Genomic DNA, 19,600 nt, shown 5'->3' on the forward strand with positions numbered 1-19,600 from the left:
TCGTCACGCTCCCGCGCCGCCGCTGAGCGAGGCGTCCAGCTCGCGGTGCTTGGCGATGGCGGTCTTGAGGAACTGGCTCATGCCCTCCAGGCCCTGCATGACCTGCCGGGCGCCGGTGTTCCACTGCTCGTAGTCCTGCTGGAACTTGCCGGAGGCCCGCTCGGTGACGAAGTCGCTGCCGACGAGCTGGTCGATCATCGCCTTGAGCTGGGTCAGGCGGGTCTCGATGTCCTCCTTCTCCTTGCCGAGCCGGGTCGCGCTGTTCTCCACCTGCGGGAAGCTCAGGTGATGGGTGCCTGCGGCCATGACGGTTCACTCTCCTTCTGGGTCCGACCAGGCCAGGGTGGCGCTGATCGCGTCGAACAGGTCGAGCATGGGCTCGGTCAGGCTCAGGTGCGGGCTGGCGATCACCAGGTCCAGCACGCCGTGGCCGCCGGGCACGGGGACGAGGGTCTGCATGACCACCGAGTCGATCTCGCCGGGCTCGACGCCGGTCACCCGGACGGCGCGGCCCGCTGCCAGCTCGACGATCCCGACGTCGCGCCAGACGGGCGTGCCGGGCGTGGGCGGGACGGCGACGACGCCCGCGGCGATCTCCTCGACGGTGTCGCCTCCCGCCCGCCCCTGGGTGTGCAGGACCATGAGCGTGGCCAGCACCGTGCCCACGTCCTCCACGTGGTCGGTCATCGCCGCGCCGAACACCGCGCCGTTCCCGGCCGCCACGTCGGCGACCTCGCGCAGCACCTTCAGCAGCACCGGCCGGTGCGGGGCCAGCACGGGCTCTGCCGCGACGCGGGCGTCCACCAGGCGGGCCAGGTCGCCGGTCCTTCCGGCGCGCCAGACGTCGAACTCGTACCAGGATTCGGGCACCCGCACGGTGAACCCGAAGGGCAGGTCGGCCATCAGCCATCTCCTAGGTGGGCCGTGACGGGGGCGGACCGGGTCGTGGTCGCCGGTGAGGTGTGGTCGGTCAGCGCGAACAGCAGCGACGCGGCGATCGTCGCGGCCAGCACGCCCGTGAGCGCGCCGAGTGCGAAGGTCCTCATCACGTGCCTCCCGTGCCGGTGGTGAGCGAGTCGGCCAGCGAGCCGTCCAGGGTGCCCGTGCCTTCGACGAGGGCGTCGAGCAGGCCGGCCGCGCGTTCGAGGAGCTCGTTCATCCGCTCCCTGTTGTCGGACGACTCCGCGAAGAACTTCCGCACGGCCTCGTCCACCTTCTCCGAGCCCGTCCGCGCGTCGAGCGCGCCGGCGTTCCCGCCGTCCAGTGCCGCGCGAATGGCTTTGAGATCGCGGGCCACGTTCGCGGCCTCGCGGCGGTCGGCGCTGAATTCCTCAGCCATTCGGCGTCTCCCCCTCGATGGCTTCGAACGCGCGCCAATCCCGATAAACGGTTTCGACGTCACGCGTGCCGTCGGCCCGGCTTTCCAGGTGCAGTTTCAGGCTTACCGGCAGCCCTTTCGCGTCCACCCGCAGCGTGAATTCGATCGGTCCTTCCGCGCTCGTTCCCGCGTACGCGGCCAGTCCTTCCTCGCCCCTGACCCGGTGGGCCAGGGCCGAGCCGGTGATCGTGCGCCCGCCGGCCTCCGGCGTGCTGGTCACGTCCGACTCGGCCGCGTCGATCAGAGCCTGGATCGAGTGCGGCGAGCTGAGGTCGCGGACGGACGGGGCGCGGCTCTGGTCGCACGGCTCCAGCGGCGGCCGGACGGCGTCGAAGGGCACACCGGCGGCGACGCCGCTCCTGCCCACCAGGGACACGCGGGTGGTGCGTGGAGCGTTCCCACAGGTCAGCTTCATGTCGTAGGCCGTGGCCGCGTTCGCGTCGAAGCTCAGCCGGCCGTCGGCGACGACCGTCTCGCCGTAGCGCGACAACTCTGTGCGCTGCTCGAACGTGGCCGTACGGCGGCCGATGGCGGCGGTGACGTCGTTCACGGCCGGGCGCGCGGCCGACGAAGGCGGCGTCACCCGGCTGGAGACCAGGACGACCGTGCCTGCCGCCACCGCCACGGCGAGCACGCCGACGGCGAGGCCGGCCAGGTAGGCGGGCCTGCGCCAGAGCGGCGCGGGTGCGGGGTCGTCCGCAGGGGGTTCCGGCTCGTACGGCCTGGTCCGTCGCTCGGCTTCGAGCAGCAGCTCGTGCACCGTGGCGCCACGGGCCCCGCCGGAGTGGCCGAGCAGGATGCGCACCAGGTCGACGGCGGTCGGACGGGCGAACGGATCGGGCCGGCGGCACTCGTCGATCACCGCGCGCAGGGCGGGCAGCAGCCGGTCCAGATCGGGCTCCACGCCGCCGCCGGCCACGTGCCCCGTCCCCGCGAACACGATCACGTCGGCCCAGTCCTTGACGTCCTGCGCGGGAAACTCGGCGTCGCGCGGGCCCGGCGCGAAGGACGCCTGCCCGCCCGCCCCGATCACCACGTTGCCCGGGCGCAGCCGCAGCCCCGCGATCCCGCCCAGGTGCAGCCTGGCCATGGTGGTGGCGGTGCCGAGCGCGAGCAGGTAGAGCGATTCACCCTGGTACGGCCCCGCCGCCCTGACGACAGCGGCGAGCGAGTCGCCCTTTCCCAGGTAATCGCGTGGCCTGAGGGCCAGGCCTTCGCTCCATCCCTGAAATTCCATCGCCGTCCCCGTGAAGCATTCCGGTCAGCGCAGCGGGCCCGCCGGCATTTCGCTGCGACACAGCTCAGGCCGTGAATTCCAGCCACCGGCGGCACCGTTTTCCGAAAGGTTGTACGCCGTCGGCCAGACAACGGTTCAAGCGAATTCCGGAAAATCTCTCCCAGGTGCCGCGATGGGTATCGATCTTTCCCCGGGGCTTGACCTTGACGCGACGGCAACGTTTCTCCTTGGAGGTGAAGCATTCGCCGCGGAGAGGAACGTGATGCTGTACGCCGCGCTACGGATCGTCGGATTCGAGCTCAAGGGCCTGGCCGCCATCGGGCTGTGGATCGTCCGCCGCCGGCACGGGGTGCCCGCGGGCGCGACCGTGGTGACGTACAGCAAGGAGCAGACGTTCACGATGACGCTGATGGCGTTCGCGATGGCGGTCGAGACCGTGGTGCTCGATCTGCTGCTGGTCTCGCTCGGGGTGCCCGCCTGGCTGCGCTACACCGTGCTGATCGCCGACGTGTACGGGCTGCTCTTCGTGGCCATCCTGGTCGCGGCCTGCGTCACCCGTCCCCACGTGCTGACCGCCGGCGAGCTGCGGATCCGGTACGGCGCCTACTTCGACGTACGGGTGCCGCGCGAGCTCATCGCCTCCGTACGGGGTGGGCGGGCGTACGGGGCGGGCCACGTGGTCACCGTCGAGGGCGGGCGGGCCAGCGTGGCCGTCTCCGCCCAGACGAACGTGACGGTCGAACTGACCGAGCCGATCACCGTGGTCCGCCCGCTCGGCCGCCGGGCCGAGGTCACCTCGATCCGCTTCTTCGCCGACTCCCCGGAGCCGCTCCTGACCGCCCTGCGCGCGGAACTGCCAGCCAGCTCCTGACCGCCCTGCGCGCGGAACTGCCGGCCCGCCCCTGAAGCGCGCTAAGCGTGGAGCGGCGGGCCCTAGGCGAACCCTATTTGCGGCGTTACCTTCCATAGAGCACCATCTCGGGATCTTCCACCCTCGACCTCGGATGGAGGCGCCGCCATGCTCTTATCTAGGCACCTGACCTGGAAAAACGGCATGAGATCACCCCTCGTCGCGGCGATCGCAGCACTCACCCTCACCCTGGCCGCCCTGGTGCCGGCCGCGCCCGCCTCGGCGGCCGCGGCGCCGGACCTCCCGCTGGCCAACGTCAAGGCCCACCTGTCCCAGCTCCAGTCCATCGCCGCTGCCAACGGCGGCAACCGCGCCCACGGCCGGCCCGGCTACCTGGCCTCGGCGAACTACGTCAAGACCCAGCTCGACGCCGCCGGATTCAGCACCGTCCTGCAGCCCTTCACCTACAACGGCGCCACCGGCTACAACCTCATCGCCGACTGGCCCGGCGGGGACCCGGACGACATCCTCATGGTCGGCGCCCACCTCGACAGCGTCACCGCCGGCCCCGGCATCAACGACAACGGCTCAGGCAGCGCGGCCATCCTGGAGACCGCGCTCGAAGTGGCCCGCCAGTCGCTCCAGCCGGTCAAGCATCTGCGCTTCGCCTGGTGGGGCGCGGAGGAACAGGGACTGCGCGGCTCGCAGTTCTACGTGAACAACCTGCCGGCCGCCGACCGGGCGCGGATCAAGGGGTACCTGAACTTCGACATGGTCGGCTCCCCCAACGCCGGATACTTCATCTACGACGGCGACAACTCCGACGGAACGGGCTCCGGCCCTGGACCGGCCGGATCGGCGGCGCTGGAGCGTACCCTCCAGGACTACTTCACCTCGATCGGCGTGCCGACCCGGGGCACCGACTTCGACGGGCGCTCCGACTACGGGCCCTTCATCGCGGTCGGCATCCCGGCGGGCGGCACGTTCACCGGCGCGGAGGGCATCAAGAGCTCGGCCCAGGCCGGGCTGTGGGGCGGCACGGCCGGGCAGGCGTTCGACGTCTGCTACCACCGCTCCTGCGACACGACCGCCAACATCAACGACACCGCGCTCGACCGGAACGCCGACGCGATCGCGTACGCGGTGTGGACGATCGGCACCGCCGTGCCGCCGGCCGTGATCTGGCAGGACGCGTTCGAGACGGCGACCGGCTGGACGGCCAACCCGAACGGCACCGACACGGCCACCACGGGCGTGTGGGAACGCGGCGATCCCGCGGCGACCACCTCCAGCGGCGCCAAGCAGCTCGGCACCACGGTCAGCGGGACGAACGACCTGGTCACCGGCCGCCTGGCAGGCTCGTCCGCGGGCGACTACGACATCGACGGCGGCGTCACCTCGATCCAGTCACCGCCGATCACGCTGCCGGCGGGCACGCTGAACCTGTCGCTGTCCTGGTACCTGGCGCACGGCTCGAATTCGAGCAGCGCCGACTACTTCCGGGTCCGCGTCGTGGGCGGCACCACCGCCACCGTGCTCAACCAGGCCGGCGCGGCCACCAACCGCAACGGCGCCTGGGCCACCGCCACGGCGAGCCTGAACGCGTTCGCCGGCCAGACCGTCCGCATCGTCATCGACGCCGCCGACGCCTCGGGCGCCTCCCTGGTCGAGGCCGGCGTCGACGACGTCAAGATCACCAACTAGCGGTACCGAGCGCAGGGCCGGGCGGAATCGTCCGCCCGGCCCTGCGTCTCTACCTGGTGCCCTCGGCCGACAGGGCGGCCGCCGCCTTCTTGGCAGTCGTGCGCTTCGGGATGCCCTTCAGGCTGAAGGCGAAGCGGGCCGCCGAGTCGGCGATCGCGTCCGCGTCCACGTCCAGGGCCTTGGCGTTGACGTTGGCGATCGTGTCGCACGCCTGGTGGTAGCAGGGGTCGAACGCGATCCCCGCCGTGCCGCCGAACAGCGCCGCCTCCTCGGGCGTCTTGATCTCTTCAGCGCCGGTGAAGATGCCGCCCGCCGGGATCCCGACCGCGATGAACGGCCCGTAGTCGGAGCGCCCGTCGAAGTCGGTGCCGATGGTGGGCAGGTGGCGGGAGTCGTAGAAGCGCTCCAGCCGCCGCTCGATCTCGTCGGATCCGGGCGGGCCCGCCGGCGAGCCCTCGGCGTCGGAGTCGTCACCGTCGTACAGCATGTACGCGTAGTTGGGCGAACCGATCATGTCGAAGTTCAGGTAGACCTTGATCCGGTCGCGCTGCGCCTGCGACAGGGACGCGACGTACTGGTCCGACCCGAGCAGGCCGATCTCCTCCGCGGCCCAGAAGCCGAAGCGGACCTTGTTCTTGACCGGGTACAGCGCCATCCGCTCGGCGACCTCCAGGATCGCCGCGCTGCCGGAGCCGTTGTCGTTGATGCCGGGCCCCTCGGGGACGCTGTCGAGGTGGGCGCCGAGCATGACGACGTTGCGCGGGTCACCGGCACGGGACTCGGCGATCACGTTGTTGTTGGTGCCGAGCACGAGGTTGGCGTCCACCTTGAGGTGCACGGTCGCGCCCGGGGTGGCGGCCAGCTCCTGGCCGACGGCGAAGTCGGCGTAGACCATGGGGATCCCGCCGCGCCACTCGCCGATGTCCAGCGGGTTCGCCTCCGTACGTCCCGGCTGGCCCTCATTGAAGACGATGAGCCCGCTCGCGCCCGCCGCGGCCGCGTTCTGCACCTTGTTCACGAACGGGCAGGTGCCGCGCTGGACGAGCGCGATGCGGCCGGGCACGAACCCGGCGAAGTCGGCGGCCTCGCAACCGCTGGTCGAGGTGGGCTCCGGCGTCGGCGGCAGGGTCAGGTCCACGCCCTGGACCTCGGCGGTCACGTCGCCCGACGGGGAGGGCTGGAAGGTGAAGAAGTCCTCGTTCGGCGCGTACGACTTCGCACTCGGCGCGGTGCGGTCGAGGACCGGCGCGCTGTTCTCCGACCAGCTCTCGACGAAGTTGATCGGCTGCAGCGTCACCTTGTACCCGGCCCGGCGCAGCTTGCCCGCCACGTAGTTGACGGAGGCGTCGTATCCGGGCGAGCCGGCGGCGCGGTTGCCGCCGTTGGCGGTGGCGATGGCCTGGAAGGCGTCGAGATGCTTCTTGACGTTGCTGCCCTTGACCTGCTTGACGAGCAGTTTGGCGAACACGTCGTCGAGGCCGCCCGCGTGGGCCGGCGCCGCCATGGCCAGCGGTAAGGACAGAGCGGCGATCACTACGAGGAGCGTTCTTCGCATGGAGGTTCCCCCAGGGTTGGACGGGAATCGCGGCGGCGATTTCCCCCCGAGCCGCCGCGAACGGAACCGTAACCCGGCCGGGAACCGCTGAGAAGACCCACTCATGCGGCAAAATCCGGACACTATTCCGCGCGGCGGGCGCGGGCCCTCCGCTTGCCCTCGTGCATCGCCTGGACGCGGGCGATCGGGATCGTGTGCCCCTCCTCGACGAGGTCGGCCGGCAGCCGCTGCGGCGCCGGCATCTGCTCGGCCCACGGATCGGCCCCCTCCAGCAGCCCGGGGGCGGTGCGCAGGGTGAAGTCGCGCGGCGTGACCCGGTCGAGGTCGGCCCAGGCCACCGGGAACGACACCGGCACCCCCGGCCGGATGCGCGGGCTGTAGGCGGCGGCGACCGTGGCCCCGCCGGCCCTCGTGGAGTCGAGGAAGACCTTGCCCTCGCGGTCCTCCCTGATGAAGGCCGTGGTGGCCAGCGCCGGATCCACCCGCTCGGCGCGGGCGGCCAGCGCCCTGGTGGCCGCGGCCAGGTCGTCGGGGGCGGTGCCCTCGGCCACCGGGACGAACACGTGCACGCCCTTGGCCCCGCTCGTCTTCACCGCGCCCGCCAGGCCGGAGTCCTCCAGCGCCTGGCGGACCAGGAACGCGCCGCGCACGGCCAGCGCGAAGGAGTCGTCGTGCTCGGGCGGGTCGAGGTCGAGGATGAGGTGGGTGGGATGGTCGCCGACGAACAGCGCCGGGTGGAACTCCACCGCCCGCTGGTTCGCGAACCACAGCAGCGTCCTGCGGTCGTCGCACAGCGCGTACGTCACCTGCCGGCGCGACGAATCAGCCCACATGGACACCGACCGCACCCAGTCGGGCGCGTATTTAGGCAGGTTCTTCTGCATGAACGGCGGCTGGCCCGGGCGCACCCGGATCACCGAGAGCGCCCGGCCGCGCAGGACCGGCAGGATGCGGTCGCGGACGGCGTCGAGGTAGTCGACCAGGTCACGCTTGGTCGCCTCGGCGCCGTCGAACAGCGGCTGGTCGAGGTTGGTCAGGGCGACCCCGTCGCGCGTCTCATCAGCGGCCACCCGACCACCTTGCCCACATTCGAACGTGTGGTCAACGTCCCGGGCCGCCGGGTCAGCTTCCCTGTGCGGCCTTGGCCATCATCTCCTTCTCCTCGCGGGTGGCGATGAGCCCGGCCGGGGCCAGCAGCTTCGACTCCTCGAACGGCGCCTCCGCGTCCGGCAGCGGCTCCGGCGACCTGATCGCCTTGATCCAGACCCGCGCGGCGTCGAGGATCACCACGATGATGAGGATCGCGAACAGCGCGGCCAGGATGCCGTCCACGGTCGAGTTGACCACGATCTGCCGCATCGCGTCCGTCGTCTTCGCCGGGGCGAGCAGTTGCCCCTGGTCGAGCGCGGCCTGGTAGCGGTCGCGCTGGGCGAAGAAGCCGAGCGTGGGGTCGGCGGAGAACACCTTCTGGTAGCTGGCGGTCAGCGTGACGGCCGCGTCCCAGGCCAGCGGCACGCCCGTCACCCAGGCCCACTTGAGCCGGCCGCTCTTGACCAGCGCGGTGGTGGCCACGGTGAGCGCCACGGCGGCGAGCAACTGGTTGGCGATGCCGAAGAGCGGGAAGAGCTGGTTGATGCCGCCGAGCGGGTCGTTGACGCCCTGGTAGAGGAAGTATCCCCAGGCCGCCACGACCACGGCGCTGGAGGCGATCAGCCCCGGCCACCAGCTGACCCGGGAGATCGGCTTCCACAGGTTGCCGAGCGTGTCCTGGAGCATGAACCGCCCCACCCGCGTGCCCGCGTCCACCGTGGTGAGGATGAACAGCGCCTCGAACATGATCGCGAAGTGGTACCAGAACGCCTGCAGCGCCGTGCCGCCGAGGAAGCCGGAGAAGATCTGCGAGATGCCCACGGCCAGCGTGGGCGCGCCGCCCGTCCTGGCGATCAGCGTCTCCTCCTGCACGGCCGCCGCCGCGGCCTGCAACTGGTCCGGTGTGATGACGAAGCCCAGGTTGGTGACCGCCTCGGCGGCCGTCTGAACGGTGGCGCCGACGACGCCGGCGGGGGCGTTCATGGCGAAGTAGAGGCCGGGGGACAGCACGCAGGCCGCCGTGATCGCCATGACCGCGACGAACGACTCCATCAGCATGGAGCCGTAGCCGATCATCCGGACCTGGGTCTCCTTCTGGATCATCTTCGGCGTCGTGCCGGACGAGATCAGCGCGTGGAACCCCGACAGGGCGCCGCAGGCGATGATGATGAACACGAACGGGAACAACGATCCGGCGAACACCGGCCCCTTGCCGTTGAAGGCGAAGTCGGTGAAGGCCGCCGTCCGCAGCGGCGGCGCGGTGACGGCGATGCCGATGGCGATCAGCACGATGGTGCCGATCTTCATGAAGGTCGACAGATAATCGCGCGGCGCGAGCAGCATCCACACGGGCAGCACGGCCGCGACGAATCCGTACGCGATGAGCCACAGCGCCAGCGCCGACGGGCTCAGCGTGAAGAACGACGCCCAGCTCGACTCCTGCACCCAGCCGCCCGCCATGATCGCCAGGATCAGCAGCGCGACCCCGATCAGCGTGGTCTCGACGACCTTGCCGGGCCGGAGCACCCGCAGGTAGAAGCCCATGAACAGGGCGATGGGGATGGTCATGGCGATGGAGAAGACACCCCACGGCGACTGCGCCAGGGCGTTGACCACGACCAGCGCCAGTACCGCGAGCAGGATGATCATGATGGCGAAGACCCCGATGAGCGCCGCCGCCCCGCCGACCGGTCCGATCTCCTCGCGGGCCATCTGGCCGAGGCTCCTGCCGTTGCGCCGCATGGAGAAGAACAGGATCACCATGTCCTGCACGGCGCCGGCGAAGATCACGCCCGCGACGATCCAGATGGTGCCGGGCAGGTAGCCCATCTGCGCCGCCAGCACCGGCCCGACCAGCGGCCCCGCCCCCGCGATGGCGGCGAAGTGGTGGCCGAACAGGATCCGGCGGTCGGTCGGCTGGTAGTCGATGCCGTTGTCGAGCCGCTCGGCCGGGGTGGCCCGGCGGTCGTCGGCGCGCAGCACCTTGCGCACGATGAAGCGGGCATAGAACCGGTAGGCGATGGCGTAGGAGCCGAGGGCGGCGCAGAGGAGCCACACCGCGTTGACGTTCTCGCCTCTCGACAAGGCGAGCACCGCCCATCCGACGGCGCCGACGATCGCCACCGCCGTCCAGATGATGATGGAACGCAGCTTCACCGGTTACCTCCTATATAGGGCCATATATAGGGCGCCCCAGGCAGCAGCGCAGGCCGGCGTCCGGCGGCAGATCGGTGGTGAACCGCCGCCAGCGCCACAGCGGACGGCAGTCGATCGTCACGGGCAACTCGGCGAGATGCACCCAGGCGGTCGGATGGGCGTACACCAGGCCGGTCTCCCCGAGGCGGCGGGCGCGGCGGGGTAACCGGGAACGGCGCAGCGGCCTTACCGAGAACTCCCCAGCGTCCGCACAGCACAGACCGGTCACATGCCAGTCGAAGAACACGACCTCGTCGCCGCTCAGTGCTTCACGTGCGCCGGGAGTGAGCGTGATAGGGGACATCTGGGGCTCCTGAAGTACAGGCAGCTCAGAATCACCGTCGGCCTTACCCATGGTGATCGCCGCTGAAACGCCGCCGGCGCCGATCCGATCAGCATCTGAAACCCCGCCGGAACCGGCTCGCCGTCGTGCAGGTACCGGCCTCGCGAGTGGCGCACGCACCAGCCTCGCCGTCGTGCAAGTACCGGCCTCGCGAGTGGCGCACGTACCAGCTTCGCCGTCGTGCAGGTACCGGCCTCAGCCCGCTCGGCGGGAATGACCTAACGGCGAGTTTTACACCATAGACAACATTCCGTGACATTGTTACGGTCCCTATGACAACGCTGTCTGACAACGATGTCATCTGACGGTCTCCTCGCAAGGAGCAGTGAACGCCGATGGTGTCCCGACGTGAATTCCTGTGGGCGAACGGCGTGGTCCTCGCGGCCGGCGGACTGGGGCTCACCCTGCCCGCCAGCCCCGCCGGCGCCGCGACCCGCGCCCCCGCACCCCTTCTGCCAGGCTTCGGCCGCGCCACCCGCCTGGACTTCGCCGACATCAGCACCCTCCACGGAAACGACCAGCTACTCCTCGCCACCCTCCAAGGGGTGGTCAACCGCCGCCGCCCGCGCCTCTACTTCAACTACACCACCGAGGGTTACGACAACACCTGGTTAACGAGCACCGGCGCTGCCGTCACCCGGCACGAGCGTCCCCTCGACCTGGTCGCCCGCTACCGGGGCGAGGTGCGCGGCGCGATCCTGCACGACCCCGACGTCCCCGACTCGGTGAACGTCGCCACCACCCTGGCCGGCCTGGAGAACGCCGTGGCCGCCACCGCCGAGCAGGCCGAGCAGTACGGCCTGCGCACCATCACCGACCTGCGCGGCCGGTTCAAGGCGGACGACATCCTCGGCCTCTACCGCTGGCAGCTCGACAACCTCTTCCCCCGCTGCACCCACGCCCTGCTCAGCGGCCTGCCGCCGACCAGGACGGTCAAGGTGGACGACGTGCAGTGGCGCGAGATCGCCAGGGAGACCGAGCGCATCAGGGACTCCTCCAACCGGGAGGTGCGCACGTTCGACCTCAGCCAGGAGCTGTCCGGCGAGGACGGCGTCTACCTGCGCTTCCAGGACTCCCTCGGCGACGACGGCTGGGGCGCCTCCGTGGGCTCGGTCGTGGTCAAGGCCGACGGCGCCCAGATCGCCTCGTTCACGCCGGGCACGGACGCCGAGACCCCGTACCTCTTCGACGGGCTCAACTCCTCGATCGGCGGCGACCAGAACCGGTTCTCCGACGGCGGCGGCTACTTCATCTACCGCTTCACCGCGCCCGCCGGCACGCAGCAGCTCACCGTCGAGGTGGACCTGTGGAACCAGTTCCTGGTCACCGCGACCACCACGGCTCCGACCCGCGTCGAGCCGTTCCCGTACTTCCGCGACTACACGGTGGCGATGCGGGCCATGGTGTTCTGGCTGCCGCCCAGCGGCCAGACCGGCGACCTGCTCGACGAGATCCTGAGCAAGGTCAAGCCCACCACGCCGTACGCGGGCTGGTTCTCCAACGACGTGGCCGGCGAGTGGGGCGGCGTGGACCGGGCCTCGCAGCACGCGGTCGAAGTGGTGCCCGCCGACTACTACATGAACGCCACCGTGCACGCGGGCGTCGCGGCCAAGGTCTCCAGCAAGGTACGCCCGAGGCCGCCGGCGACCCTGCGTAACAAGGTCTACCTCACGCTCACAGTGGGCGAGGGCGACAACATCCAGTACTGCCAGCGCAGGATGCGCCAGCTCTGGGACGACCCCGCCCGGGGCCGCGTGCCGACCAACTGGACCGTCAGCCCGCTGCTGGCCGAGATCGGCCCGGCGCTGCTCTCCCACTACCAGCGCACGGCCACCGCCAACGACCTGCTCATCTCCGGTCCCTCCGGAGCCGGCTACACCTATCCGGGCTCCTGGCCGGAGAAGGACCTGGCCGCCTACACCGAGCTGACCGGGCAGTTCCTCCGCCGTACGGGCATGGACCTGGTCTACGCCTACAACCACCGCAACCCCGAGGACAACGGCTGGGTCGCCTTCGACGAGCGGATCGTGCGGTCGTACCGGAAGAACACCCCGCTGCGCGGCATCATCCAGTCGTGGGAGTCCGGCGACCTGCAGATCCACCCGGCGGGCCTGCCCGTCATCGGGAACTTCTCGCCGCAGGGCAAGGCGCAGGAGTACCGGGACACGCTGGTCAAGAAGATCGAGAGCTGGGACGGCAAGTCGCCGCTGTTCATCGCCGGGGCGGTCAACGCCTGGAACTGGACGCCGAGTGACATCGCCGAGCTCGGCTCCCTGCTCACGGAGCCGTTCGAGATCGTCCGCGGTGACACCTTCTTCAACCTCCTCGACCAGCATCTCGACCGGACCGGCTGATCTCACGCGTCTCGGGTCCTGAACAGGGCGAACGCCGCGGCCAGCAGCAGGGCGGTGAAGGCGGCCAGCAGCCCCAGACCCGCCCACGGCCCGAGACGCGCGGGGTCGGCCACGGTCGTGGTGATCCGCAGCCCGGCCGCGATCGGCCAGTACGTCGTCACCGCCGCCCCCGCGGCCTCGGGCAGCAGCCTGGGGCCGATGATGGGGATGATGAAGTTGATCGCCACCAGCACCGTGGTGGCGATCATCGTCTCCCGCAGCAGGCAGCCCAGCGCCACGCCGACCAGCCCGACCAGCGCCCACACCACGCCCATCCCGGCGACCGCGCGCAGCACGCCCGGCTGCCCGAGCGTGGCCGCGGGCGCACCGGCCGCGGCGATGACCACCTGCCCGAGCAGGAAGGAGGCGAAGCTCGCCACCTGCCCGGCGGCCAGCGCGACCGCGCCGAACATCGTCACCTTGGCGGCCAGCAGCCGCGCCCTGCGCGGGACGGCGGTCAGGCTGGTCCGGATCATGCCCGTGGCGTACTCCGAACTGGCCACCATCACGCCCAGCGAGCCCACCACGATCTGCGCGAACAGGAACCCGCCGTACAGACTGATGTTGGCCGCGTCGAACACCCCTGCTCCCTGATGCCCCTCGCCGGCGCGGTAGGCCGTCAGCGTGCCCGGCCCCACCATGAGCACCACCGCCGCCGCGAGCGTGACGAGGTTGGACGGCACCGTACGAAACTTGGTCCACTCGGCCCGCAACGCCCGCGCCCTCATGCCGCCCTGACCTTGAGACCCTTCGAACCGCAACGCCCGCCGCGCCTTCATACCGCCACCGCCTTGAACTCGAGGCTGTCCCGCGTCAGCTCCATGTACGCCTCCTCCAGAGATGTGCGCTGGGGCGTCAGCTCCGCCAGGGCCACCCCCGCCGCCAGCGCCGCCCGCCCGATCTCCCCCGCCTCCATGCCGCCGACGACGAGCCCGCCGTCCGCCACCGTCCGCACCTCCGCACCCTCCCCGGTGAGGCGCTTGACCAGCGGCTCCGGATCGTCGGCCCGCACCAGCACCCCTGAGCTGCGCCGGACGAAGTCCGCCATCGCCACGTCCGCGATCAGCCGCCCCCTGCCGATGATCAGCAGGTGGTCGGCGGTCAGCGCCATCTCGCTCATCAGATGGCTGGACACCAGCACGGCCCGCCCCTCACCGGCCAGCCCGCGCATCAGCTCCCTGATCCACTTCACGCCCTCGGGGTCGAGCCCGTTGACCGGTTCGTCGAACAGCAGCACGGCCGGATCGCCGAGCAGCGCCGCCGCGATGCCGAGCCGCTGGCTCATGCCGAGCGAGAACGTCCGCACCCGCCTGCGGGCCACCGACTCCAGCCCCACCTGCCGCAGCACCTCGTCCACCCGGCTCTCGGGCAGCCCCGCCGCATGCGCCAGCCAGAGCAGATGATCACGCGCCGTACGGGTGCCGTGCACGGCGCGGGCGTCCAGCAGCGCGCCGACCTCCCGCATCGGGTCCGGCAGGTCGGTGTAGCGGCGCCCGCCCACGTACGCACTGCCGCCGTCGGGGCGGTCGAGACCGAGGATCATCCGCATGGTCGTCGATTTGCCCGCACCGTTGGGCCCGAGGAAGCCGGTGACCCGGCCGGGCTCGATCACGCACGTGAGCCCGTCCACGGCGGTGCGGTCGCCGTACCGTTTGGTGAGGGCTTTGAGCTCGATGGCTGTCATGCCTTGAGGATCTCCGCCACCCGCTCACCCCGACATCCACCGATCGGTTGATGCCCTGGCTCTAGCTCAGCCGGAACAGCTTGGCCACCTCGTCCGCCAGCTCCTCCACCCCCCGCGAACCGTCCACGCGCAGGACAGCCAGATCACGTTCCTCGGCCTGCCCGCGTACCTCCTCGTCCCACAACTCGTCCCGCCCCAGCCGCGCCGCCAGCGCGGCCGCGTGATCGCCATCCCCCCAGTTGGCCCGCGCCCGAGCCGGATCGGCATACCGCTCACCCAAGGCCCGCCGCCGGAACTCGGGCGTCGGCAGCAGGAACACGGCCTGCTCCCGCCACTCCAACAGCGGCGCGACCTCCCGCGGCAACGTACGGAAGTCGTCCACGAGCACGGGCCGGTCGGCGGGCAGAGCGAGCAGATCCTCCACCACGAACTCGAACGTCTCACCGTGCAGACTCGGCATAGACCGGAAGATCTCCTCCGGTGTACGGGCGGCGAACCGCTCCTCCTTCGTCATTCGCACCATCGCGCACATGTACGGCTGGCGCAGCGGAGTGCACCGGCCGACGTACCCGGCCTCCGCGCGGTCACCGTCGTAGCAGAGCACGTCGTACCGCTCACCCAGCACCCTGGCCAGCGTGCTCTTGCCCGCCCCGGTGCCACCCGCCAGCCAGCGGACGTGCGCCAGCCGAGCGCCGAGTTCGACGGGATCATACCGATCGAGAACAGTCATCTGGCCACCCCAGCCCCCAACTCCCCCGACACCATCCACCCATACTCCCAACACCCTGACCCCACTCCCAACCCCCGAACCCGGTCCCTTCCCCCCACCCCGGATCGGCCCTCAGCGCCTCCACCCCTCCGCACCACCTCCGCACCTTTTATCCTTGACCAGGTCGCCGCGCGCGCGACCGCGAAGGGAAGCATCATGCGCCGTTACTCACGCGTGGTCGTCAAACTCAGCGGCGAGGCCCTGGCCGGCCCCGCGGGCACCGGCGTCGACCCGGCCAGCCTGGCCCAACTGGCGGACGAGATCCTCGCGGTGCACCGGCTCGGCGTGCAGATCGCCGTGGTGATCGGCGGCGGCAACTACTTCCGCGGCCGGATGGCCGAAGGCTGGGGCATCGGCCGTGCCGAAGCCGACAACATCGGCATGCTCGGCACGGTCATGAACGCGCTCATGCTGCGCGGCGTCCTGACCGCCCGCTCGGAGACGGACGTACGGGTCATGACCGCCGTGCCCATGCAGACCGTCGCGGAACCGTTCATCAGGCTCCGCGCCGACCGGCACCTGCGCCGCGACCTGATCGTGCTCCTGGCCGGCGGCATCGGCCAGCCCTACGTCACCACCGACTACCCCGCCGTCCAGCGAGCCCTGGAACTGGACGCCGACGCCCTCCTCGTGGCCAAGCGCGGGGTGGACGGCGTGTACGACACCGACCCCAACCTGAGCCCCGACGCCAAGCGCTACACCACCCTCACCTACCGGGAGGCGCTGGCGGCGGGCGTCAGAGTCATGGACGAGAGCGCGTTCGTCCTCGCCAACGAACAGGGCCTCCTCATGCACGTCTTCAACGTGGCCGCGAAGGGCGCGATGACCGCGATCTGCGAGGGCGAGGACATCGGCACCCGCATCACCCGCGACTGACGAAACCCCGAACGCCACCCTCACACCCACGACCACAGACCCAGGGTGACACCCCCCGGCCACCGACCGAGGAGCATCCACGCACCCATGACCACCGACCGACTGCCGTCCTCGCGCCCATGACCACCGACCCGGCCACGAACCCGTACCCCCGCCAACCCCACATCGGCGACGCCTTCGGCCGCATCCTGGCCCGCTGCCGGGACGCCGACGCCACGCCGTGGTCGGCCCAGGGCCACGAAGTGGTGGGCTTGGACCCGTCACCCGAGGCAGTCCGCGTCTCGGGCGAGCGCGGCGTCAAGGCGGTCGTCGGCTCGGTGCCCTCCCTTCCGGACGGGCTCGGACAGTTCGGCAGGGGACGGGCCCGCGGGCGACTCCGCATCCGGGTACGCGACGGCGCGACGGCGACGCCATGGTTCGAGTACTGGCTCGCGACACCGGACGAACTCTCCACCGCCGTCGCCGAATCGGCCTGGACCCTGGAGTCCCTCGACCGCGACCCGACAGGCCCCGGCTACGTCGTCCGCCTGCGCTTACCCTCATGACACCTATGTGCCTCGAAAGCATCACCACGCGTCGTACCCTCGACCTCCGACGGCACCGACACACGGGAGAGTTGCAACGTGATCGAATGGCTGCTCTCGATGGCCGCGCTGTTCCTCGTCGTCTACGCCGCGACCAGGCTGGCGCTCAAGCACGACAGGCGCAGCCGAACCCCTTCCCCGGACGAGGTGGCCGACAGGGAGCTCAGGCAGCGCCTCGCCGAGCAGCGAGCCGCCCACCTGCGCGACGGCGGGAAACCCGGCGGAGAATGATCTAACCGGCTGCCAGGATGGGCGGATGCCCGTCGACCCGCTGCGCCGCACCTTCGACCACGCCGCCACCACCTACCAGCACGCCCGCCCCGACTACCCGGCCGACCTCTACCCCCACCTGCTCGCGATCACCGGCGTCGAACCAGGCGCCCACCTGCTCGAAGTCGGCTGCGGCCCGGGCAAGGCGACGCTGCCGCTGGCCCGGGCGGGCTTCCGGATCACCGCGGTCGAGCTCGGCGACGCCCTCGCCGCACAGGCACGGCACCACCTCGCCGACTTCGCCGACGTCTCGGTCGTCACCTCGTCGTTCGAGGACTGGCAGCCTCCGGCGGGAGCCCGGTTCGACCTCGTGTACGCCGCCACCGCCTGGAAGTGGGTGGACCCGAAGATCAGGTACGCCAAGGCCGCCTCCCTCCTCGACCGCGGCGACCACCTGGCCGTGTGGAACGCCGACCACGCGTTCCCGCCGGACTTCGACCCGTTCTTCACCGAAATCCAGCAGGTCTACGACGAACTGGGCGAGGGGCAGGGCGACCCGTGGCCACCGCCCGAGATCCAGCCCGACCACATGGCCACCGAACTCCACGACTCCGGCCTCTTCACGGTCGTCGAACGGCGGCCGTACGTCTGGGGCCTGCGGTACACCGCCGACGAGTACATCGCACTGCTCGACACGTTCTCCGGCCACATCGCCATGGACCCGGACCGCCGCCGTCACCTCTACGAGGAGATCCGCCGCCTGCTCGCCGCCCGCCCCGACGGACGCCTCACCCGCCACTGGTCGGCCGTCCTCACCATCGGTCGCCGCCTATGACCGATCGGCCTCCTCGGGAACGACGTTGAACCGGCGCAGCGTCCATCGCGGCGGCGGCCACCGCGCGGGATCCTCGCCGGTGCTCCATTCGGTGACGGAGCCCGGGGCCACCGTCAGATCGAACGAGCGGTAGATCGGCAACAGTCCAAGGGCATTGAAGGAGATCTCGACCGTCTCGGCGTGACCGACGAGAACGACGCTCTCCCCACGGTGACGGTCGGCGAGCTCGGTGATGGTACGGCTGGTACGGGTCACCATCTCGGCCCACGTCTCGTTCCCCCGCTGGAAGGGCCGGTACAGCCCGCCGCCCTCGATCCCGAACCGTTCGAGGAACTCCTCCCGCTTGAGGCCGTCCGTCTCGGGCGGCGTGTGCCACGTACAGAGACCGCAATCCGGTACGGCGGGCCGGCCGACGGCGGCCGAGATGGCGGCGGCGGTCTCCACGGCACGCGGAAGCGGCGACGTGTAGATCGCGACCCCCACGCCTCCCGCACGTTCCGCGTCGCCCTTGCCTTCCCTGTCTCCTGCCTCTGCCGAACCTGCCGTGCCTGCCGTGCCTCGCAGGCGGATGTCGGCGGCGAGTCGTCGTGCGAGCAGCGCAGCCTGCCCGCGACCTTCGTCGGTGAGCCCACGGCATCCCTCCGCACCACCGACCACACCGTCCCGTTTATGGTGCGAATCGCCGTGTCGAACAAAGAACATCCGGGTTTCCATGGGGCGGATGATGCCACGGCCCACCAGTTTCCCGGCCACCGATTTCCAGCCCCGCGACCAACCCTGATCGACCCCTACGACCGACCCCGTGACCAGCCCTACGACAAGCGCCGACTTGCGACCATGACACCATGCGACGAGTCGTGATCCTGGGACGTGGCGGCTCAGGGAAGTCGACCCTGGCCGCCCGCCTCGGGGCCATCACGGGACTCCCCGTCATCGAGCTGGACCAGCACTTCTGGCGTCCGGGTCTGGAGGCGACGCCACCAGATCAGTGGGCCGCCATCCAGGGCGAACTCGTCCGGACCGAGGGCTGGATCATGGACGGCGACCTGGGACCGTACGACGTCCTCGACGTCCGGCTCCGCGCCGCGGACACCGTCATCCTGCTGGACTTCTCGTTCTGGCGCTGCGCGTGGCGAGCGATCCGGCGCTCCCGGGAACGCATCGACTTCTGGCTGTGGGTCTGGGGCTACCGCCGCCACAGCCGACCGCTGCTCCTGTCCGCGATCGACACACACGCCGACGACGCACGCCTGCACGTCTTCCGGAGCCCGTACGCACTCAACCGCTTCGTCCATCAGCTCGAAACCGGCCGAACCCCAGACCAGCCGTAACGGAAACGCCCAAGCACCAGCCCGGACCAGCCCCAACCAGAACGTGTCAGCCCGGCCCCGGGACGGACCGCAGTATCCCCAGCTCCTCGTTCATCGCGTCGAGGAAGGCGGCCACGGTGCGCAGCTCATCGGGGCTGAAGCGGCGCAGCACGTTGTCGGTGCTGCCGGCCAGCGGCCGGAAGAAGGCGGCGGCCAGCTCTTTGGCCGCGTCGCGATAGTGCAGGTGAACGACGCGCCGATCGTGCCCGTCGCGGACCCGGCGGATGTGCCCGGCCCGCTCCAGCCGGTCGAGGCACGCGGTCACCGCGCCGGAGGTGAGGTTGAGCTCCTCGCGCAGCCTGCCGGGAGTGATCGGCGTCGGGGCGTCGAAGATCTTGATCAGGGCTTGGACGTCGGTGGTGTGCAGGCTCTGCTCGTTGGCGAACTCGTGGGCGATGCGGTTGAACTCGGCGGTCATCCTGCGCAACCGGGTCGCGAACGACCTCAGGTCGATGTCCCCCTCCCCGCCACCGTCCATGGAGCAATGCTACATTAACTCAATAATTAAGAATCTCAATTATTGAACT

General features: G+C 70.5%; 22 protein-coding genes. 8 read left to right on the forward strand and 14 right to left on the reverse strand.

What is annotated here, in order from left to right; genetic code table 11:
- Nucleotides 1-3: 3 nt before the first annotated feature.
- Genes OIE67_RS43080 through OIE67_RS43100 form a run of 5 tightly spaced genes read right to left on the reverse strand, consistent with a single transcriptional unit; the run spans nucleotide 4 to nucleotide 2,615 of the window.
- On the reverse strand, nucleotides 4-306 hold the full coding sequence (locus tag OIE67_RS43080; protein WP_326631374.1) for a WXG100 family type VII secretion target: 303 nt from the start codon (nucleotides 304-306) through the stop codon (nucleotides 4-6).
- A 6-nt stretch (nucleotides 307-312) separates the two neighbouring features.
- On the reverse strand, nucleotides 313-903 hold the full coding sequence (locus tag OIE67_RS43085; RefSeq protein WP_326631376.1) for a hypothetical protein: 591 nt from the start codon (nucleotides 901-903) through the stop codon (nucleotides 313-315).
- Nucleotides 903-1,046 carry a hypothetical protein gene (locus OIE67_RS43090; RefSeq protein WP_181307773.1) on the reverse strand — a complete coding sequence of 48 codons (144 nt, stop codon included), beginning with the start codon at nucleotides 1,044-1,046 and terminating at the stop codon, nucleotides 903-905. Before OIE67_RS43090 ends, OIE67_RS43085 begins: the two co-directional genes overlap by 1 nt.
- Entirely contained in the window at nucleotides 1,046-1,339 is a 294-nt protein-coding gene (locus tag OIE67_RS43095; protein WP_326631379.1) for a hypothetical protein, read from the reverse strand. The genes OIE67_RS43090 and OIE67_RS43095 overlap by 1 nt, the downstream gene beginning before the upstream one ends.
- Entirely contained in the window at nucleotides 1,332-2,615 is a 1,284-nt protein-coding gene (locus OIE67_RS43100; protein ID WP_326631381.1) for a protein kinase family protein, read from the reverse strand. The genes OIE67_RS43095 and OIE67_RS43100 overlap by 8 nt, the downstream gene beginning before the upstream one ends.
- 259 nt (nucleotides 2,616-2,874) lie before the next feature.
- Here OIE67_RS43100 and OIE67_RS43105 point away from each other — a divergent pair, with 259 nt between their 5' ends.
- A complete protein-coding gene (locus OIE67_RS43105) occupies nucleotides 2,875-3,486 on the forward strand; it encodes a hypothetical protein (RefSeq protein ID WP_326631383.1) in 612 nt (203 codons plus the stop codon).
- Between the two features lie 183 nt (nucleotides 3,487-3,669).
- On the forward strand, nucleotides 3,670-5,169 hold the full coding sequence (locus tag OIE67_RS43110; protein ID WP_326631385.1) for a M28 family peptidase: 1,500 nt from the start codon (nucleotides 3,670-3,672) through the stop codon (nucleotides 5,167-5,169).
- A gap of 49 nt (nucleotides 5,170-5,218) precedes the next feature.
- On the opposite strand, the gene OIE67_RS43115 is transcribed toward OIE67_RS43110, so the two are convergent.
- From OIE67_RS43115 to OIE67_RS43130, 4 genes are all read right to left on the reverse strand, one after another.
- Nucleotides 5,219-6,724, reverse strand: a complete 1,506-nt coding sequence (locus OIE67_RS43115; protein WP_326631387.1) for a M28 family metallopeptidase — start codon at nucleotides 6,722-6,724, stop codon at nucleotides 5,219-5,221.
- 122 nt (nucleotides 6,725-6,846) lie between these two features.
- Nucleotides 6,847-7,794 carry a DNA polymerase domain-containing protein gene (locus OIE67_RS43120; protein WP_326631389.1) on the reverse strand — a complete coding sequence of 316 codons (948 nt, stop codon included), beginning with the start codon at nucleotides 7,792-7,794 and terminating at the stop codon, nucleotides 6,847-6,849.
- A gap of 52 nt (nucleotides 7,795-7,846) precedes the next feature.
- Nucleotides 7,847-9,970 (reverse strand): carbon starvation CstA family protein, encoded by a 2,124-nt coding sequence (locus OIE67_RS43125; protein ID WP_326631391.1) that lies wholly within the window; start codon nucleotides 9,968-9,970, stop codon nucleotides 7,847-7,849.
- Between the two features lie 10 nt (nucleotides 9,971-9,980).
- The gene (locus OIE67_RS43130; RefSeq protein WP_106243987.1) at nucleotides 9,981-10,313 is read right to left on the reverse strand and encodes a hypothetical protein; all 333 of its coding nucleotides are present in this window, start codon (nucleotides 10,311-10,313) and stop codon (nucleotides 9,981-9,983) included.
- Nucleotides 10,314-10,687: 374 nt separating this feature from the next.
- On the opposite strand from OIE67_RS43130, the gene OIE67_RS43135 reads away from it, so the two are divergent.
- The gene (locus OIE67_RS43135) at nucleotides 10,688-12,706 is read left to right on the forward strand and encodes a GxGYxYP domain-containing protein (RefSeq protein ID WP_326631394.1); all 2,019 of its coding nucleotides are present in this window, start codon (nucleotides 10,688-10,690) and stop codon (nucleotides 12,704-12,706) included.
- Nucleotides 12,707-12,708: 2 nt separating this feature from the next.
- On the opposite strand, the gene OIE67_RS43140 is transcribed toward OIE67_RS43135, so the two are convergent.
- The 3 genes from OIE67_RS43140 to OIE67_RS43150 form a co-directional block, all read right to left on the reverse strand.
- Complete coding sequence (locus OIE67_RS43140) at nucleotides 12,709-13,473, reverse strand: ABC transporter permease (RefSeq protein WP_106243981.1); 765 nt, start codon at nucleotides 13,471-13,473, stop codon at nucleotides 12,709-12,711.
- Between the two features lie 47 nt (nucleotides 13,474-13,520).
- Entirely contained in the window at nucleotides 13,521-14,429 is a 909-nt protein-coding gene (locus OIE67_RS43145; protein ID WP_326631396.1) for an ATP-binding cassette domain-containing protein, read from the reverse strand.
- A gap of 61 nt (nucleotides 14,430-14,490) precedes the next feature.
- A complete protein-coding gene (locus tag OIE67_RS43150) occupies nucleotides 14,491-15,159 on the reverse strand; it encodes a hypothetical protein (RefSeq protein ID WP_326631398.1) in 669 nt (222 codons plus the stop codon).
- A gap of 195 nt (nucleotides 15,160-15,354) precedes the next feature.
- On the opposite strand from OIE67_RS43150, the gene pyrH reads away from it, so the two are divergent.
- The 4 genes from pyrH (at nucleotide 15,355) to OIE67_RS43170 (ending at nucleotide 17,703) form a co-directional block, all read left to right on the forward strand.
- Nucleotides 15,355-16,074 carry a UMP kinase gene (pyrH, locus tag OIE67_RS43155; protein WP_326631400.1) on the forward strand — a complete coding sequence of 240 codons (720 nt, stop codon included), beginning with the start codon at nucleotides 15,355-15,357 and terminating at the stop codon, nucleotides 16,072-16,074.
- Between the two features lie 119 nt (nucleotides 16,075-16,193).
- A complete protein-coding gene (locus OIE67_RS43160) occupies nucleotides 16,194-16,619 on the forward strand; it encodes a hypothetical protein (protein ID WP_326631402.1) in 426 nt (141 codons plus the stop codon).
- Nucleotides 16,620-16,697: 78 nt separating this feature from the next.
- Nucleotides 16,698-16,889, forward strand: a complete 192-nt coding sequence (locus OIE67_RS43165) for a hypothetical protein (protein ID WP_326631404.1) — start codon at nucleotides 16,698-16,700, stop codon at nucleotides 16,887-16,889.
- Nucleotides 16,890-16,914: 25 nt separating this feature from the next.
- Complete coding sequence (locus OIE67_RS43170) at nucleotides 16,915-17,703, forward strand: class I SAM-dependent methyltransferase (protein WP_326631406.1); 789 nt, start codon at nucleotides 16,915-16,917, stop codon at nucleotides 17,701-17,703.
- On the opposite strand, the gene OIE67_RS43175 is transcribed toward OIE67_RS43170, so the two are convergent.
- Nucleotides 17,698-18,417, reverse strand: coding sequence for a histidine phosphatase family protein (locus OIE67_RS43175; protein WP_326631407.1), 720 nt, complete (start codon nucleotides 18,415-18,417; stop codon nucleotides 17,698-17,700). The genes OIE67_RS43170 and OIE67_RS43175 overlap by 6 nt on opposite strands.
- A gap of 131 nt (nucleotides 18,418-18,548) precedes the next feature.
- Between OIE67_RS43175 and OIE67_RS43180 the strand changes: the two genes are divergently transcribed.
- A complete protein-coding gene (locus OIE67_RS43180; protein WP_326631409.1) occupies nucleotides 18,549-19,034 on the forward strand; it encodes a P-loop NTPase family protein in 486 nt (161 codons plus the stop codon).
- A 46-nt stretch (nucleotides 19,035-19,080) separates the two neighbouring features.
- Here the strand turns inward: OIE67_RS43180 and OIE67_RS43185 are convergent, their stop codons facing one another.
- Nucleotides 19,081-19,551: a MarR family winged helix-turn-helix transcriptional regulator gene (locus OIE67_RS43185; protein WP_326631411.1), complete on the reverse strand. Its 471-nt coding sequence runs from the start codon at nucleotides 19,549-19,551 to the stop codon at nucleotides 19,081-19,083.
- Nucleotides 19,552-19,600: the final 49 nt, after the last annotated feature.

Source organism: Nonomuraea fuscirosea (assembly GCF_035917475.1).
Classification (GTDB): domain Bacteria; phylum Actinomycetota; class Actinomycetes; order Streptosporangiales; family Streptosporangiaceae; genus Nonomuraea; species Nonomuraea fuscirosea.